15 protein-coding genes are annotated in these 15,120 nt (G+C 45.2%); 10 read left to right on the top strand and 5 right to left on the bottom strand.

The features are described 5' to 3' along the window. Window positions 1-6: 6 nt before the first annotated feature. Complete coding sequence (locus GWO68_RS08290) at window positions 7-780, bottom strand: enoyl-CoA hydratase/isomerase family protein (RefSeq protein WP_162346092.1); 774 nt, start codon at window positions 778-780, stop codon at window positions 7-9. A 1,012-nt stretch (window positions 781-1,792) separates the two neighbouring features. On the opposite strand from GWO68_RS08290, the gene GWO68_RS08285 reads away from it, so the two are divergent. From GWO68_RS08285 to paaD, 5 genes are all read left to right on the top strand, one after another. Further along, window positions 1,793-2,371: a TetR/AcrR family transcriptional regulator gene (locus tag GWO68_RS08285; RefSeq protein ID WP_162345971.1), complete on the top strand. Its 579-nt coding sequence runs from the start codon at window positions 1,793-1,795 to the stop codon at window positions 2,369-2,371. A gap of 80 nt (window positions 2,372-2,451) precedes the next feature. Beyond that, a complete protein-coding gene (paaA, locus tag GWO68_RS08280; RefSeq protein ID WP_162345970.1) occupies window positions 2,452-3,438 on the top strand; it encodes a 1,2-phenylacetyl-CoA epoxidase subunit PaaA in 987 nt (328 codons plus the stop codon). A gap of 113 nt (window positions 3,439-3,551) precedes the next feature. Next, on the top strand, window positions 3,552-4,190 hold the full coding sequence (locus GWO68_RS08275; RefSeq protein WP_162345969.1) for a phenylacetic acid degradation b: 639 nt from the start codon (window positions 3,552-3,554) through the stop codon (window positions 4,188-4,190). After that, complete coding sequence (gene paaC / locus GWO68_RS08270) at window positions 4,190-4,945, top strand: 1,2-phenylacetyl-CoA epoxidase subunit PaaC (RefSeq protein WP_162345968.1); 756 nt, start codon at window positions 4,190-4,192, stop codon at window positions 4,943-4,945. Before GWO68_RS08275 ends, paaC begins: the two co-directional genes overlap by 1 nt. Before the next feature lie 105 nt (window positions 4,946-5,050). Then, window positions 5,051-5,536 (top strand): 1,2-phenylacetyl-CoA epoxidase subunit PaaD, encoded by a 486-nt coding sequence (gene paaD / locus GWO68_RS08265; protein WP_162345967.1) that lies wholly within the window; start codon window positions 5,051-5,053, stop codon window positions 5,534-5,536. A 66-nt stretch (window positions 5,537-5,602) separates the two neighbouring features. On the opposite strand, the gene GWO68_RS08260 is transcribed toward paaD, so the two are convergent. The 3 genes from GWO68_RS08260 to GWO68_RS08250 form a co-directional block, all read right to left on the bottom strand. Continuing rightward, window positions 5,603-6,388, bottom strand: a complete 786-nt coding sequence (locus tag GWO68_RS08260; RefSeq protein ID WP_162345966.1) for a copper resistance protein NlpE N-terminal domain-containing protein — start codon at window positions 6,386-6,388, stop codon at window positions 5,603-5,605. Between the two features lie 98 nt (window positions 6,389-6,486). Beyond that, window positions 6,487-8,217 carry a M3 family oligoendopeptidase gene (locus GWO68_RS08255; RefSeq protein WP_162345965.1) on the bottom strand — a complete coding sequence of 577 codons (1,731 nt, stop codon included), beginning with the start codon at window positions 8,215-8,217 and terminating at the stop codon, window positions 6,487-6,489. Between the two features lie 106 nt (window positions 8,218-8,323). Then, window positions 8,324-9,403: a ferredoxin--NADP reductase gene (locus tag GWO68_RS08250; protein WP_162345964.1), complete on the bottom strand. Its 1,080-nt coding sequence runs from the start codon at window positions 9,401-9,403 to the stop codon at window positions 8,324-8,326. A 267-nt stretch (window positions 9,404-9,670) separates the two neighbouring features. On the opposite strand from GWO68_RS08250, the gene GWO68_RS08245 reads away from it, so the two are divergent. Together GWO68_RS08245 and GWO68_RS08240 are read left to right on the top strand one after the other, a co-directional pair. Next, window positions 9,671-10,225, top strand: coding sequence for an HNH endonuclease (locus tag GWO68_RS08245; protein WP_187033103.1), 555 nt, complete (start codon window positions 9,671-9,673; stop codon window positions 10,223-10,225). A 47-nt stretch (window positions 10,226-10,272) separates the two neighbouring features. Next, window positions 10,273-10,974: a peptidoglycan DD-metalloendopeptidase family protein gene (locus tag GWO68_RS08240; RefSeq protein WP_162345963.1), complete on the top strand. Its 702-nt coding sequence runs from the start codon at window positions 10,273-10,275 to the stop codon at window positions 10,972-10,974. An 89-nt stretch (window positions 10,975-11,063) separates the two neighbouring features. Here the strand turns inward: GWO68_RS08240 and GWO68_RS18020 are convergent, their stop codons facing one another. Next, a complete protein-coding gene (locus GWO68_RS18020) occupies window positions 11,064-12,278 on the bottom strand; it encodes an ABC transporter permease (protein WP_162345962.1) in 1,215 nt (404 codons plus the stop codon). Between the two features lie 35 nt (window positions 12,279-12,313). Between GWO68_RS18020 and GWO68_RS08230 the strand changes: the two genes are divergently transcribed. From GWO68_RS08230 to GWO68_RS08220, 3 genes are read left to right on the top strand one after another with little or no spacing between them, the layout of a single operon-like run. Beyond that, window positions 12,314-13,564, top strand: coding sequence for an exo-beta-N-acetylmuramidase NamZ family protein (locus GWO68_RS08230; RefSeq protein ID WP_235941994.1), 1,251 nt, complete (start codon window positions 12,314-12,316; stop codon window positions 13,562-13,564). A gap of 4 nt (window positions 13,565-13,568) precedes the next feature. Continuing rightward, window positions 13,569-14,498, top strand: a complete 930-nt coding sequence (gene fmt, locus GWO68_RS08225; protein WP_162345961.1) for a methionyl-tRNA formyltransferase — start codon at window positions 13,569-13,571, stop codon at window positions 14,496-14,498. 4 nt (window positions 14,499-14,502) lie between these two features. Beyond that, window positions 14,503-14,991, top strand: coding sequence for a dihydrofolate reductase (locus tag GWO68_RS08220; protein ID WP_162345960.1), 489 nt, complete (start codon window positions 14,503-14,505; stop codon window positions 14,989-14,991). Window positions 14,992-15,120: the final 129 nt, after the last annotated feature.

Genomic DNA, 15,120 nt, shown 5'->3' with positions numbered 1-15,120 from the left:
CAGAAATTACCAGTTTATAGGTTCTTTATTTAAGAACGAGGCTATACCACGCTGGCAATCTTCGGAGCTGCGCGCTACGGCATTCATTTCAGCTGCATACTGTAATCCGCCTTCCAGTGTCATTTCCTGCACGCGGGCAATCATCTCCTTGGTTACTTCCATACTTTGTCTGGAGTTCTCTACGCATAGTTTCTGCGCAAAGGCATATACGCGCTGTTCCAGTTCTTCAGCAGGCACTACATAATTTACCAGGCCATAGTTTTCCGCTTCAGTTGCAGAAATAAGGTCTCCGGTTAGTAGCAACTGCTTGGCTCTGGACTCCCCTATTTTGCGGAGCAGGAATACTTTAACTATAGCAGGTATAAATCCGATTTTCACTTCAGTGTAACCAAACTTAGCGTCAGGTACTGTAAATCCGAAATCACAAATAGCAGCCAGCCCGCAACCACCCGCAATAGCATGCCCGTGTATCTGGGCGATCACGACTTTCTTTAGCGTATAGATCAGCCGGAAAAGCTCCATTAAATGTGTAGAGTCAGCCAGGTTTTCGTGGTAGTCGTTGCCCTGTAGTTTCTGGATGTATTCCAGGTCAGCGCCGGCACAAAATACTTTTCCTTCGGCGCGTAACACCAATACTTTGCATGCCTCATCTTCTTCAGCTGCAATAAAAGCACGCTTTAATTCAGAGACAACTTCATAGTTAAGGGCGTTTCTTTTCTCTGCTCTGGCCAGGGTAATGTAGCCAACACGGTCCTGCACAACATAATGTACAAAGTCCATTTTCAGTTTTCCAGCAGGTGTTGCTGTATCGTTCATATCAGTATAGTTTATAGTTTGAAGGTATTAAAGGTTGGATTTCAAATATACGTAAGAGTTACAGCAATGCTCGGTAAGAGATGGAAAAAGTAGTTTTATGAAGGAAGCTGCTGATAATTATTTGTCATTCCGACGTCAGGAGAAATCTGGATATTATAGTTGGTGAAGACCTATCAGCGTGCGCAGCTCCTGCTAGCGTCTGGATTCTATAGTTGAATTACCCCTTCCCAGCCTTCCCCTAAAAACAGGGGAAGGAGTTTTGGTATAGTTCTATAGTTTCCTCTTTCTGTCATTTCGAACAACGAGAGAAATCTATCTCAGCCTATAGTTATAGTCTTTACTATCCGAACCAAGCCTTTTCTTTCACATTACTTTTAATCCTGGGAGCTTCAGTCACCTATCGTTTCAAATCAACTTTGGTGCCCCCACGGCCGGGAGGCCCCGTCTTCGGGCATCGCGCTGCTGCCTTCTTGCTATCCTCATTCCTCGGATTGGCTCACGCCACCGCAACAAGTCAAAGGCGCTCAGCCCAAAGACTGATGTCTTTCTACTATTCACCACCAACTATAGTTTGAATAGCTAAGCTTCGACTTTTATCATGGCTATAGTTTCGTAGGGACAGGTCGCGACCTGTCCGAACTTGGTTTGTAACTATAGAACTATGCAATCAACTATAGCAAAGGCCTAAAAGCTCCCCACCTTAGATAAGGAGGGGTTGGGGGTGGTTGGACTACGGAAACTATTGTACTATACCCAAACTCAACCATAGCCAAAACTCCCTCTCCTGTTTTTAGGAGAGGGCTGGGGTGAGGTGAAAACGGCAGCTATAAAACTAAACCTCAAACTTTGGCAACAGCCTAATCCTGTATATTCTTCCGAATCCTGAAAATCCTGGTTCATACAATAACCCGCAACTATAAATCTGCGTTTAAAATTTGCTAACGAACGTTAGGTTGCCTACATTTGTTAGCTATACATGGAGGTAATTTTGAGCAGAAAAGAACAAATAGAACAAACCGCTACAGCACTCTTTAAAAACAGGGGCTTTTCGGCTACGTCTATGCGCGACCTAGCCAACCAGTTGGGTATCGAAGCTGCCAGTATTTACTCTCATATAAAGTCTAAAGAAGAGATTCTGCAACGCGTTTGCTTTAGAATGGCAAATGAGTTTTTCGAAGCGATAGACCAGGCTGATGTTCACACTGCTTCTGCATCCGAAAGACTACAGGCTGCTATTACCGCACACGTACAGGTGCTGACTAAAAACACCGAAGCATCGGCAGTATTTCTGCATGAATGGCGCCATTTAAGCGAACCGCACCATGCTGAGTTTTTAGCATTGCGAAATCGCTACGAAGAGCATTTTAGAGAAATTATCCGGGAAGGAATTAAAGCCGGCGAGTTTAAAGTGCCTGACGAGAAATTTGCTGTTTTAACGATACTTTCGGCGTTGAACTGGATACATACCTGGTACAAACCTGAAGGCAAAATGAACGCTGAAGAAATTGCCGCTAACCTGGCAACTATGCTACTAAACGGACTGAAACAAACTTAATACGCACCCTACAAACTAACTAATCGCCGGACTGGTAACGCAGTCCGGCACCTTAACTGAACCTTTAAACTATAAATAATATGTACGGAGGAGGAAACGTTTTTGAAGCGACTAAATTCGATGATGTGCAGACCGAAGATCCTGCAAAATTAGCCGAATTTGAAGCCCGCATTGCCCGTGGCGAAAAGATCGAACCAACCGATTGGATGCCCGAACTATACCGCAAGCAGCTGATCCGCATGATTGAACAGCACGCGCATTCAGAAATTATTGGCGCCTTACCGGAAGGAACCTGGATCACCCGTGCTCCTGGCTTCCGCCGCAAAATGGCGCAGATGGCGAAGGTGCAGGACGAAGTAGGCCACGCACAGCTGCTTTACTCTGCTGCCGAAACGCTGGGCAAGTCGCGCGAGCAAATGCTGACTGACCTGATCAGCGGTAAATCAAAATACTCAAACGTATTCAACTACCCTGCCTTTACTTGGGCAGATTCTAATATTATTTCCTGGCTAATTGATGCGGGTGCTATCGTTAACCAGATGGCAAATGCCAAAGGTAGCTATGGTCCTTATTCGAGAGCCTTGGAGCGTATCTGCGCTGAGGAGGCTTTCCACCTGAAGTACGGCCACGATGCCGTAGTTCACATGGCAACAGGTACACCAAAGCAGCGCGAAATGATTCAGGCTGCGCTTAACCGCTGGTGGCCACCTATTATGACGTTCTTCGGACCGTCTGATAAAATGAGTACGCACACCGAAACGCTGATGCGCTGGAAAGTAAAGATGGCTTCGAACGACGAGTGCCGTCAGCAGTTCCTGGATATGTATGTGCCTAAGATCTGGGAGCTCGGTCTCACTGTTCCGGATCCTAAACTGAAAAAGAACATGGAAACCGGCCAGTGGGAATTTACCGAGCCGGATTGGGATGAGTTTAAGCGCGTGATCAATGGCGATGGCCCTTGTAACGCTGAGCGCCTTGCCGTACGCCGTACCGCAGAAGAGCGTGGTGCCTGGGTACGCAGAGCCCTGCTTAACCCGAAAGCGAAATATGTAAGGCCATTGGCGTAGCCAATAGCAAATTAGAAATTCAAAATTATGAATTAGAAATTGATTTGGAGTGCCAAGCTATAGTTTGAAACACCCATTTCTAATTTCTAATTTTTAATTCATAATTAAAGGATATGAGCTTAAAGTCATTAGACCCTAGAGTAACGAGACTGAATCTGCCGGAAGGTGAAGTTCCTGCAATGGAGCCAAAGCCGGAGCTGGATCAGTTTGAAACATACGAAGCCTTCCACCAGAAGAAAGAAGGTACTGCTTATACTTATGTTGGTCCGGTTCACGCGCCTAACGAAGACGTAGCTTTCCTGTTTGCAAAAGAGCAGTATAGCCGCCGTTTTGCCTGTACTGGAATGTGGATAGCGCGCACCGAAAACATCCAGCTAACGCCTTATGGCAACGACAACGACAATGTGTACGACACCATTCAATTTGACGAGCCAACACAGCGCAGCGAACAGCCGGAACCTTACGAGATCTTCCACCTGAAGAAGCGCGGTAAAGCGCATGCACACGCTGGCCGTGTGATGGCAACATCATACCAGGAAGCTTTACAGGAAGCTAAACAGCAATTCGGTGAAAAAGGCCCTATCGTGAATGTGTGGGTTGTTAAGTCGAAAGATGTGCTGCAGTCTGCGGAAGAAGACAAGGACATGTGGACTACAATACCGGAGAAAAAGTACCGCGAAGCCATTGCCTACAAGGTAATGGACAAGATCACGAAGTATAAAGAAGAGAATAAACCTACAACTGCCCAATAATGAACGAGCAAGCGATAAAAGACCTGTTATACAAACTGGCTGACGACCAACTTATACTTGGCCACCGCAACTCTGAGTGGACCGGTTTCGGCCCGATACTGGAAGAGGACATTGCTTTCTCGTCGATGGCGCAGGATAAGATAGGCCATAGTTTAGCATTTTATACCTTGCTGCAGGAACTTGGCGAAGCTGAACCAGATACTGTTGCGTTTACCCGCAATGCCAACCAGTTTCACAACAGCCAGTTGGTAGAGCTGCCAAACGGCGAATACGATTTCAGCCTGATTCGCCACTTTTTGTACGACAACGCTGAGATCATCCGTTTTGAAATGCTAAGCCAGTCGAGCTACGAGCCAATTGCCAAAGTTGCTACCAAACTGAAAGGTGAAGTGAAATACCATGTGTTGCACGCTAACACCTGGATCAAAAACCTGGGCTCATCTATAGAAGAAGCTATACTTCGTTTGCAGACTTCTTTGAATGAAGCGATGCCTTATGCGCTGGCTATGTTCGAGAAATCGAAGTATGAGCAGGAACTGATCGATACTAGCGTTTATGCCGGAGAAGAAGCAGTAAAAGCAGAGTGGCTGAAGCGTATAACAGCAGTGATCGAAAAGACTGACCTGAAACTACCTGACCTGGCAATTATAGAGCCTAAGTTTGGCGGACGTTACGGCGAGCATACAGAGCACCTGCAACCACTACTGGACGAGATGGCTGAAGTATTTAAAATAGACCCAACTGCTGAGTGGTAGTTTTTTTATGACGAAAGATTTTTTGACAAAAGACAAATGACTCTATTTATAAAAAATGTATCTCTTTTGTCCTTCGTCAATTAGTCTTATGTCCTAATTAAAACCATGAAACTAATTAAGGAAGACATATTAACCCTGCTGGAGGAGGTAAAAGACCCTGAGATACCGGTATTATCGCTGGTAGATCTGGGAGTGATTACGGGTGTGGAGATATCAGATGATGACCACGTAACCGTGAACATGACGCCTACTTTTGCCGGTTGCCCTGCCATGGACTACATGAAGAAAGATGTAGAACGCACGCTGGAGAAGCACGGCATCAGCAACTATACGGTTAACATGACCTTTGATAAGCCTTGGGACAGCAATAAGCTAAGCGAGAAAGGTCGTCAGCACCTGAAAGAGTTTGGTTTGGCACCACCGCCAAAGTACGACCTGATCCTGGACCTGGACATACTGGAGCATGTAAAGTGCCCCTACTGCGACAGCGATAACACGGATATGAGAACCCCTTTTGGTCCGACACTTTGCCGTTCTATGCACTACTGCAATAATTGTAAGCAGATGTTTGAGCAGTTTAAACCGCTTTAAGCAAACCAACATAAAACAGGAAGGCCAGCTATAGTTTAGCTGGCCTTCCTGTTTTATAGTTATAGTTTATTTCTCATCACTCTTATCGCTTAGAAACATTCCGCAACCGTTGAATTCTATTCCTTTTGCCTTCACCCGAACAGTATGAGTAGATATTTTTCCCGACATGGTGTCTTCGCATGGTTGGGCAGTTAATTCAACTATAAGGTCACCGGTTTCGGAAGTGGCTTTGTAAGTGATTATTTTTCCATTATTTGCAACTTCTGGCATTGCAGTTTGCAAAGCTATAGTTTCAGATGGAAGCGTTTTGAAGTACATGCCTTTCTCCTGGTCAATTTCCAAAGCCCAACCTGGTTCGTTACCAGTTGCAATAAAATCAACGCCTAGTCTGCGTTTCTCATTCCATAGTTCAGGGTTGTCTTCCGTTAAGTCAGTATCTTTTCTTAGCTTATACTTATCAGCCAGGTTTGAATTTATTCTCTTGCCTTCCTGATCCAGCATATGCAATTCCCCGCCTATCGACATATCAAACTGGGTTGAAGTAGAGTCATTACCGTGAAGTTGAAGAATGCCATTCGCTATTTGCCAGGTTCCGGTGCGTGTATAAGGATCTACGTCACGCTCCTGGTAGATCATGATTTCTTCAAAAGTATTGTCATCGTTCAGGCCCAGGCTATAGTTTATGCCCGGGCAGTCGGCACATGGTATTACGCCACGCCATACTCCCACCACACTGCCTGGTAACCTGCTTTCTCCAGCTGCTACATCCACAGGCTCCGTCGAAAGCTCACTTGTTGTACAACCTGAAACTATAGCTACTAACACCAGAAACGCCCAAAACCTACTTCTCATACTTTTACTTTACGACCTAAAATTTATGCCGATCTTATACTTAAACTAAAAAGCCCTGCTATTATTAGCAGGGCTCAAAATTAGGCAAATTTTATAGTTTATAGTTGCTCCATTTCGTGCTGTACAAAATCAACCAGGCTCTTGATATACGCAGTGCTGAAATCGAATTTGATGCCAGCTGCTTCGTATACTTCACCGATTGAAACGGTATAACCCAGGCTTAGCGCACGTTTGTAAGCAGCCAATCCTTCGGCAGGGTTCTCCTTATAGTTCTTCCAGACAGCGATAGCGCCCAACTGCGCCATAGCATACTCCACGTAATAGAAAGGCACTTCGAAAATATGAAGCTGCTTTTGCCACATGTAAGGTTTGTATTGCTCTATCCCGGTCCAGTCTACTAACTGGTGGTTAAACTGGTCGAAGATAGTAACCCATTCCTGTTTACGCTCTTCAGTAGTCTGCTCTGGATGCTCGTAAATCCAGTGCTGGAATTTATCGACTGTAGCCACCCACGGGAAAGTCTCCAATACGCTCTCCAGATGAGTTTTCTTGGCACGGCGCAATTCGTCTTCGTCATCAAAAAAAGTATCCCAGTAATCCATCGAGATCAGCTCCATCGACATCGAAGCCAGCTCTGCTACTTCTGAAGGTGGATGCTTGAAGGAGTTAAGTGTCAGTTCGCGGGTCAGGAAAGAATGTACAGCGTGGCCGCCTTCGTGCAGCATCGTGATTACATCGCGTAAGCTGGAAGTGGCGTTCATAAAGATGAATGGAACACCAATTTCATCCAACGGATAGTTATAACCGCCCGGTGCTTTTCCTTTTCTTGATTCAAGGTCCAGGTGGCCCATGGCACGCATGGTGGCAAGGCAGTCGCCTAAATAAGTGTCCAGTTTATAGAAAACCTGAACCGTTTTCTCCAGCAGTTCTTCGCCGGATGTAAAAGGCTCCAGCGGTTTTCTGCCAGACGGGTCCACGTCCAGGTCCCAGGGCTTTAATTCTTCTACACCCAGTTTCTGCTTGCGCTCCTGGTCTATAGTTGTAAGCAGCGGAACTATAGTTTCTTTTATCGAAGTATGGAAATCGAAGCAATCCTGCGGGGTATAATCGAAGCGGCCAAGTGCAGCAAACATATAATCCCGGAAGTTCTCGAAATCAGCGTTTTTAGCAACCTTTGTGCGTAGTTTCAGCAGTTCGTTGAACAGTTCATCCAGCTTGTCCTTGTCCTGAACGCGGCGTTCCTGTATGGTTCTCCAGGCAGTTTCGCGCACCGTTCTATCGTTTTGCTTCATGCGGTCGGCAGCGCGTTGCAGGGTCATTTCTTCGCCATCCAGCTTTACTGTCATGGTACCGGTTATGGCTGCGTATTGCTGCTGCTTCGTACTGATCTCGGTATTAAGCGGAATGTTCTCTTCCCTGAAAATCTCCAAAGCACGCTCTACGCCACGCAGGTAAATTCTATACTTGTCTTTATCCAGTGCATTCACGTACGGCGAGTGCATCAGCTTTTTATTCAGCTCGTGATCGTAAGGCGCAATCTTAGGATCAATCTCAGAAACAAAATACTGGAAAGCTTTCGTACTTTCTGCGTTTTGCGTGTCGCAGGTCATGCGGATGTAGCGCCAGCCCATGTCTTCGGAGAGCATACTTTCCAACTCGCTGCGGTCGGCCATCCATTTTTCCAGGTCCTGCACATTGTCGATGTGCCTGCTTTTGAGTTCTTCAAAGTATGGCTGCAGGGCTTCCCAGGTTTCTACTTTAAAGTCTTCGGGCAGGTAAGTACGTTGCTTGCGCTTGGGTATAATTAAGTTTGCTGATAGGTTGGTCATAATGCTAACATATATCCTAAAAGTGTAATATAAGTACTTCCGTTGAAAGTACAAAAAAAGCCATATCTACAAAAGATATGGCTCTTATTTTATACGTGAAATAGAATTATCCGATCTCAATAACTACATCACTGGTAAGCGGGTGGCCCACACAGTTCAGCACATAACCTTCGTCCAGCTCGGCATCTGACAGGCCTTCACGCTCATCCAGGTGCACTTTTCCGCTCAGGCATTTGCCACGGCAGGCGGTACATAAACCCGCCTGGCAAGAGTATGGCAGGTCCACATCCTGATCTAAGGCAGCTTCCAATATAGTTTGGTCCGGGTTGACGGTTACACTGTACTCCGAGCCTTCATAAATTATTGTTACTGTTTGTGTTACGATTTCATCCTGGTCAGTAGCACTTACATCACCGTGTCCGTCGCTATCGGGTTCACCGGCAAGTTTGGTACTCACAAAGCTCTCCCTGAAAACACGCTCTGCCGGAACATGCAACACATGGAGGGCTTTCTTCACTTCATCCATCATGCCTTCAGGTCCGCACATAAAGTATAAACCGTTGCTGATCTTAGATAGCTGTAGTCGCTCCAGAATTTTAATGATCAGGCTCTGGTTCATGCGGCCACGGTACTCGCAATCCTGCTTTGGCTGACTATAAATATAAGCTATCTGTAAACGGTCAGGGTTATTAGCACGCAGTTGCTCCAGCTGGTCTTTAAAGATCACAGAGTTCTCGTCGCGGTTACCGTACAGCAGCGTTACTTTACTGTTCGGCTCTTCGCGCAGCACTCCTTTAAGTATAGACATAAGCGGCGTAATGCCACTGCCGGCGCCAAGCAAAATTACGTTGCGGGTTTCGGCGGCATCGCAGGTAATACAGAAATTACCAAGCGGCTCCATCACTTCAATTTCCTGCCCTACTGTTGCATTATCCAGTAAATAATTAGACACTTTACCACCCGGCACACGCTTTATAGTTACTGATAAATTGTTCTCGTGTGGGGTGCTGCTAAGCGAGTAAGAGCGGCGTTCTTTTTTACCTTCAAAAGGAATGATAAGGGTAAGAAACTGACCGGGCTTATAGTTTATAGTTTGATTCTGTGGTTGTTCAAAATGAAGGGTAACAGCATCTGAAGTTTCGCGGGTGATGTCCGCAATTTTCAGGGTGTGGTAAGAGTTACTCATTTTAGTTTATAGTTTATAATGATGATTTATGCTTCAGAGCCTGTTTAGAACCGGAAAGTTACAATAAACTTAGTTGTTGTCAGAAAGTTTTTATTAAAACACAACGCTTTTATATAAAGTATACGTACAAGACCAAAACTGAAAACAAGCTGTATAAAGATTGGAAAAAAAACTGCAACTTTGTGCTGTTGAGCTGTTTCAGAAACAAAATGGGTAATAGACCCCAGCTCAATTACCGTTCTAACACCTTACTACAATAAAACTGTGATGCTTTATAAACTCACGCTCAAAAACTGTGAAAAAACCGTAGTGGTAGATGACCACACTTACGAGTACATTCAGAAAAATGCATATCTGCAGCAGATCGAATTCTTAAAGCACCTGCGCATCCACTCCAACGGCTATGCCTTCTTCCAGAAGAACTGGCCTTTAAAGAATGGCAAGTACCGCAACGAGACGATTTACCTGCATAAACTTATTGGCGAACAGCTCCTGGAAAAGCAGGAAAGCAACATAAAGCTGTACGTGCACTTCAAAAACGGCAACAAACTAGACTGCCGCCGCGAGAACCTGGAGTGGGCACCGCTTTGCAAAATTGTGCGCAACACTACCAAAACCGAGAACAAACTTGGTGTGCGTGGCGTGCATAAAGAAGCCCAGAAGTACAGAGCCATAATCCATCATAACAAGCAGCGTATCAACCTTGGTACTTTCGAGACCCTGCAGGAAGCAGCCATGGCTTACAGCAGAAAATCGGAAGAGCTGTTTGGTAAAACTAAAAGTTTAAAAACACTCTCTAAGTTTGTGGAAGAAGTAAATTAACTTCTTATACTTGCGCCTGCAGCCAAAACCGCTGCACTACAGAGTGAATGAAAACAACAACAGAACTTAGCGAACTGCTGAGACGGCACACTACTGCCTTTGCCCCGGTTATCGATGCCGACCTGCAAAGCAACGTAGTGTGCCGTCTTGATTTTACGGCTGCCAACACCTTGCTGCAGCAAACCGATTTAGTTGATACTGCGACTTTTAATGAAGCTGTAAACCAGATGCTGGCCCAGCAAAAAGCTATAGTTGGCGTGGGCGGTTATTTTGAAGACAGGTTTATTTATCGTCGCAGCGAGCACTTTGATGTTGCCGCCGAAAGCCGCAACCTGCACTTAGGTATCGATATCTGGATGGAAGCCGAAACACCGGTTTATACGCCGTTGGACGCTATAGTTCATAGTTTCCAGGACAACAATAATTTTGGAGATTACGGCCCAACTATAATTCTACAGCACGAACTGGAAGGCGTTACTTTTTATACTTTGTATGGCCACCTGAGCCGCAAATCCTTGGAAGGTCTAGAAGTTGGAAAGGCATTTAAGAAAGGCGACAGAATTGCCTGGCTCGGCAACTACCCGGAGAATGGCGACTGGCCACCACATCTGCACTTTCAAATAATGGCATCTATGGAAGGCCGATCAGGTGATTTCCCGGGTGTAGCTGCAGCATCAGACAGAGCTCATTTTGAACAAATCTGCCCTAACCCGAATCTTATACTTCAATGTCCGTTGCTCCCGATGTAAAATTACAGACGCTAGCAGGAGCTGCGCACACTGCTAGGTCTTAAAAATAGAAAAGCCATACTTGCGGGTATGGCTTTTCTATTTATACTTTAATCAAACTTAATAGCTTTTACCGGCTTAATGCGGGCCACCATGGCGGCAGGAATAAGTATAGCCAGCATAGTCATACCTAGGGTAATGATGTTCAGCACAACTATAATTCCGAAGTTCCAGCTGATCGGCACTGTGTCCATATAATAATTTTCCGGGTCTAATGGAATAAACTTGAAGTAGTATTGCAAAGCACAGAAGCCTAGTCCAACTACATTCCCCCAAAGCATTCCTTTAAGTGTAAGATTTAGTCCCCGGAAATAAAATACCTTCCGAATTTGCGCATCTGTAGCCCCCACCGCTTTCAGCACACCTATCATGTTTATTCGTTCGATGATCATGATAAATACCGTTGAGACCATGTTGAAAGTAGCCACAAAGATGATAAGCACCAGGAAGATGATAACGTTCTTGCGCAGCAGTTTCAGCCAGTCGAAAAGCTGTGCGTGGCGGTCGGTTATTTTTTCGAGTTGCAGGTCATAGTTCATTTTCTCGAACACGCGGTCAGCCACCTGGTCTATCTGGTCGAAGTTTGTGATCATGATCTCCATCCCACCCGAAATAGAATCAGGCCAGTTGTTCAGTTCACGGATCAGCTTTATATCCCCGATCACAAACACTTCGTCAAACTCTTCCAGGCCAGTATTAAAAATGCCGGACACTTTCAGTTTTCGGGCGCGTGGCGGGTTTTGTATAAAGTAGAAAATAGCGTCGTCGCCCACTTTTAACCGCAGTTTTTCAGCTACCCTGCGGCTCAACATTACTTCTTTCGATGAGGCCGTATCGTTGTAGGCAAGCAGTTTACCATCATCCAGGTTCTTCTGCATCGAGCTCAGGTCGTAGTCTTTGCCCACACCTTTCAGCACAACACCCAGCACTTCTTCTTCTGATTTTACGATGGCAGTTTTGCGCGCAAACGCCTGTATCTGTTTTACACCGGGTATCGAATCCGCTTCCGAAAGTCCAATGGCATTGCTGATCGGGGCACCTTCGTAAGAGTTGTTGGTATCGTATTTATTAACTTGCAGGTGCGCCCCGAAGCTAAATATCTTGTCACGGATCTCATTACGGAAGCCCTCCAAAATCGCAAACGACACAATCATGATAGCAATGCCGGCAGCTATACTTATAATTGCTATTTTTGTAACCGACGCCGTAAACGAACCGGATTTAACTCCTGATATTTTTTCGGATATGTACTTGGATATGTTCACGCGTTAAAACAGGATAAACTGCCTTAAAGATAGGTATGAAATTTGACTTCTTCCCAATTATGATACAGCCACTGTTTATACTTTATACTTCGTTGCTGCTGGCCATAGGCAGTTGTACGCCCAAACAAACGGCAACCCGGCAACCGGAGCAGCAAAAACCAGCTATAGTTGAAACTACTCCCGAAATAGCAAAACCGCTACAGACCGGTGCCGAACAACTGGAACTATACTTACCCAAACTACACGGCAAGCGTGTTGGTATGGTCGTTAACCAGACATCTATAGTTGGCAAATCACACTTGGTAGATACTTTATTAAACCGTGGTGTTAAGATCACAACCATTTTTGCACCTGAGCACGGTTTTCGGGGAGAAGCTGATGCTGGTGCTCACGTAAAAGATGCCAAAGACACGAAAACAGGTCTGCCTATAGTTTCGCTGTATGGTAAGAACAAAAAACCATCTGTGGAGCAACTACAAGGTATAGATGTATTGATTTTCGATATCCAGGATGTAGGCGCCCGCTTTTATACCTACATCAGTACGATGCATTATGTAATGGAAGCGGCCGCAGAAAATGGCAAAGAAGTACTTATACTTGACAGGCCAAACCCAAATGGTAATTATGTGGATGGCCCTGTGCTGGAGCCGGAACATAAGTCTTTTGTAGGAATGCACCCGATTCCTATCATTCACGGACTTACAGTTGGCGAACTTGCGAACATGATAAACGGCGAAAAGTGGCTGGAAGGACAGCGCCAGGCAAAGATCACGGTTATACCTGTTGCCAATTATAACCATAGTTTGCCTTATAGTTTGTCAGTAAAACCATCCCCTAACTTACCAAATCAGCAGGCTATTTTACTTTACCCGTCTCTTTGTTTATTTGAAGGTACCAATGTAAGTGTAGGCCGTGGTACACCTACGCCGTTTCAGGTTATTGGCAGCCCGTATTATAAGTTCAAGGATTTTTCGTTTACGCCAGTTAGTACGCCGGGCGCTACCGAGCCACCTTACAAAAACCAGATTTGTTATGGTAAAAACTTAACAGACCCAACTATAGCACAGCCTTTCACGCTAGCCTACCTGATCGATTTTTACAAGAACTCTACCCAGCAGGATAAATTCTTCATCCCATTTTTCGAGAAACTGGCCGGAACATCTGAGCTAAGAAAACAGATCATAGCTGGAAAAACGGAAGCTGAGATTCGTGCCAGCTGGGAACCTGCTTTAGCCAACTATAAAACGATACGCAAAAAATACCTGCTTTACCCTGACGCAGAATAACGCTATGCCACAAAACCTACGCATCATTTTCATGGGTACCCCCGATTTCGCGGTGCCCACTTTACAAATATTGGTTGAACACAACTATAACGTTGTTGCTGTAATAACTGCCCCCGATAAACCAGCCGGCCGGGGACAGAAAACCCAGCAATCGCCGGTGAAGGAGTACGCAGTTTCACAGAACATACCGGTGCTACAACCAACTAATTTAAAGTCTGAGGTTTTCTTAGAAGAACTGCGCAGTTACAAAGCCGATCTGCAGATTATAGTCGCCTTTAGGATGTTGCCAGAAGTTGTCTGGGATATGCCACCGCTGGGTTCATTCAACATTCATGGCTCCTTATTACCACAATATCGTGGTGCTGCGCCCATTAACTGGGCTATCATTAATGGCGAAAAAGAAACCGGCGTTACATCCTTCTTTCTGAAACATGAAATTGATACCGGTGATATGTTGCTGCAAACACGGGTTCCGATAGTAGATGGAGATGACTTTGGCTCGGTGTATGAAAAGCTAAAATTTGAAGGCGCTAAGCTGGCATTGCAAACCGTACAGGCTATAGAGCAGGATAACGTAAGACCAATGCCGCAGCCGGAAACGGGAGAATTGAAACATGCCCCTAAAATTTTTAAAGAGACCTGTGAGATAAACTGGAACCAACCAGCAGAGCAGGTTCGTAATTTTGTGCGCGGCCTCTCTCCTTACCCAACTGCCTGGACACGTCTGGGGGACAAAACCTTTAAGATATTTAAGGTAGAAGTCCTGGAAAATGCAGGGTATGATGGTGTACCTGGAACGGTATATACCGACAACAAAACCTTTGTACATGTAAAAACTTCAGACAGTGCTGTAACTATAGTTGACCTGCAGATGGAAGGCAAAAAGCGTATGCCGCTGGCTGATTTATTAAGAGGTTATAGTTTTAACTTATAAAGATATGATTGCTATAGTTGTGGCCGTCGCCGAAAATAACGTAATCGGTAAAGATAACCAGTTGATCTGGCATCTGCCCGCCGACCTGCGTTTCTTTAAAAACCTGACCATGGGCCATCCGATCATTATGGGCCGCAAAACCTATGAATCAATTGGTAAACCGCTGCCTGGTCGTACCACTGTTATCATCACGCGCCAGCAGGATTTTGAAGCCCCCGGTTGTATCGTTGTAAACTCAATTGACGAAGCCATCACAGAAGCACAAACTATAGATCAGGATGTATATATCATCGGTGGAGCTGAGATTTACAAACAAGCTTTAGCTAGAACGGACACCATCTATCTAACCCGTGTGCACTATAGGTTTGAGGGCGATACGTTCTTTCCTGAAATTAAGGAAAACGACTGGGAAGTTATTTATGAAGAAAAACACGAACCGGATGAAAAAAACAAGTATAGCTATAGTTTTATAACCCTGAAGCGGAAGTCATAAACAACATGAGTCATCCCGAATTTTAGGTTAGGGATTTCTAAAAAGTAAAAGCCTTCTTTTCGTAAGTGACAGTAGTATCAGGTCACTTTAGAAAAGGAGGCTTTATGCATTTATTATCAAATACGCAGC

Origin of the sequence: Pontibacter fetidus (assembly GCF_010119545.1) — a bacterium.
Classification (GTDB): domain Bacteria; phylum Bacteroidota; class Bacteroidia; order Cytophagales; family Hymenobacteraceae; genus Pontibacter; species Pontibacter fetidus.
Note: the sequence above shows the minus strand (reverse complement) of the source record. Positions and strands in the feature narration are given on the sequence as shown.

Bases quoted from the DNA above. Each gene is read 5' to 3' on its own strand.
- GWO68_RS08290 (WP_162346092.1), bottom strand. From the start codon at position 780: ATGGACTTTGTACATTATGTTGTGCAGGACCGTGTTGGCTACATTACC.
- GWO68_RS08285 (WP_162345971.1), top strand. From the start codon at position 1,793: ATGGAGGTAATTTTGAGCAGAAAAGAACAAATAGAACAAACCGCTACA.
- paaA (WP_162345970.1), top strand. From the start codon at position 2,452: ATGTACGGAGGAGGAAACGTTTTTGAAGCGACTAAATTCGATGATGTG.
- GWO68_RS08275 (WP_162345969.1), top strand. From the start codon at position 3,552: ATGAGCTTAAAGTCATTAGACCCTAGAGTAACGAGACTGAATCTGCCG.
- paaC (WP_162345968.1), top strand. From the start codon at position 4,190: ATGAACGAGCAAGCGATAAAAGACCTGTTATACAAACTGGCTGACGAC.
- paaD (WP_162345967.1), top strand. From the start codon at position 5,051: ATGAAACTAATTAAGGAAGACATATTAACCCTGCTGGAGGAGGTAAAA.
- GWO68_RS08260 (WP_162345966.1), bottom strand. From the start codon at position 6,388: ATGAGAAGTAGGTTTTGGGCGTTTCTGGTGTTAGTAGCTATAGTTTCA.
- GWO68_RS08255 (WP_162345965.1), bottom strand. From the start codon at position 8,217: ATGACCAACCTATCAGCAAACTTAATTATACCCAAGCGCAAGCAACGT.
- GWO68_RS08250 (WP_162345964.1), bottom strand. From the start codon at position 9,403: ATGAGTAACTCTTACCACACCCTGAAAATTGCGGACATCACCCGCGAA.
- GWO68_RS08245 (WP_187033103.1), top strand. From the start codon at position 9,671: ATGCTTTATAAACTCACGCTCAAAAACTGTGAAAAAACCGTAGTGGTA.
- GWO68_RS08240 (WP_162345963.1), top strand. From the start codon at position 10,273: ATGAAAACAACAACAGAACTTAGCGAACTGCTGAGACGGCACACTACT.
- GWO68_RS08230 (WP_235941994.1), top strand. From the start codon at position 12,314: ATGAAATTTGACTTCTTCCCAATTATGATACAGCCACTGTTTATACTT.
- fmt (WP_162345961.1), top strand. From the start codon at position 13,569: ATGCCACAAAACCTACGCATCATTTTCATGGGTACCCCCGATTTCGCG.
- GWO68_RS08220 (WP_162345960.1), top strand. From the start codon at position 14,503: ATGATTGCTATAGTTGTGGCCGTCGCCGAAAATAACGTAATCGGTAAA.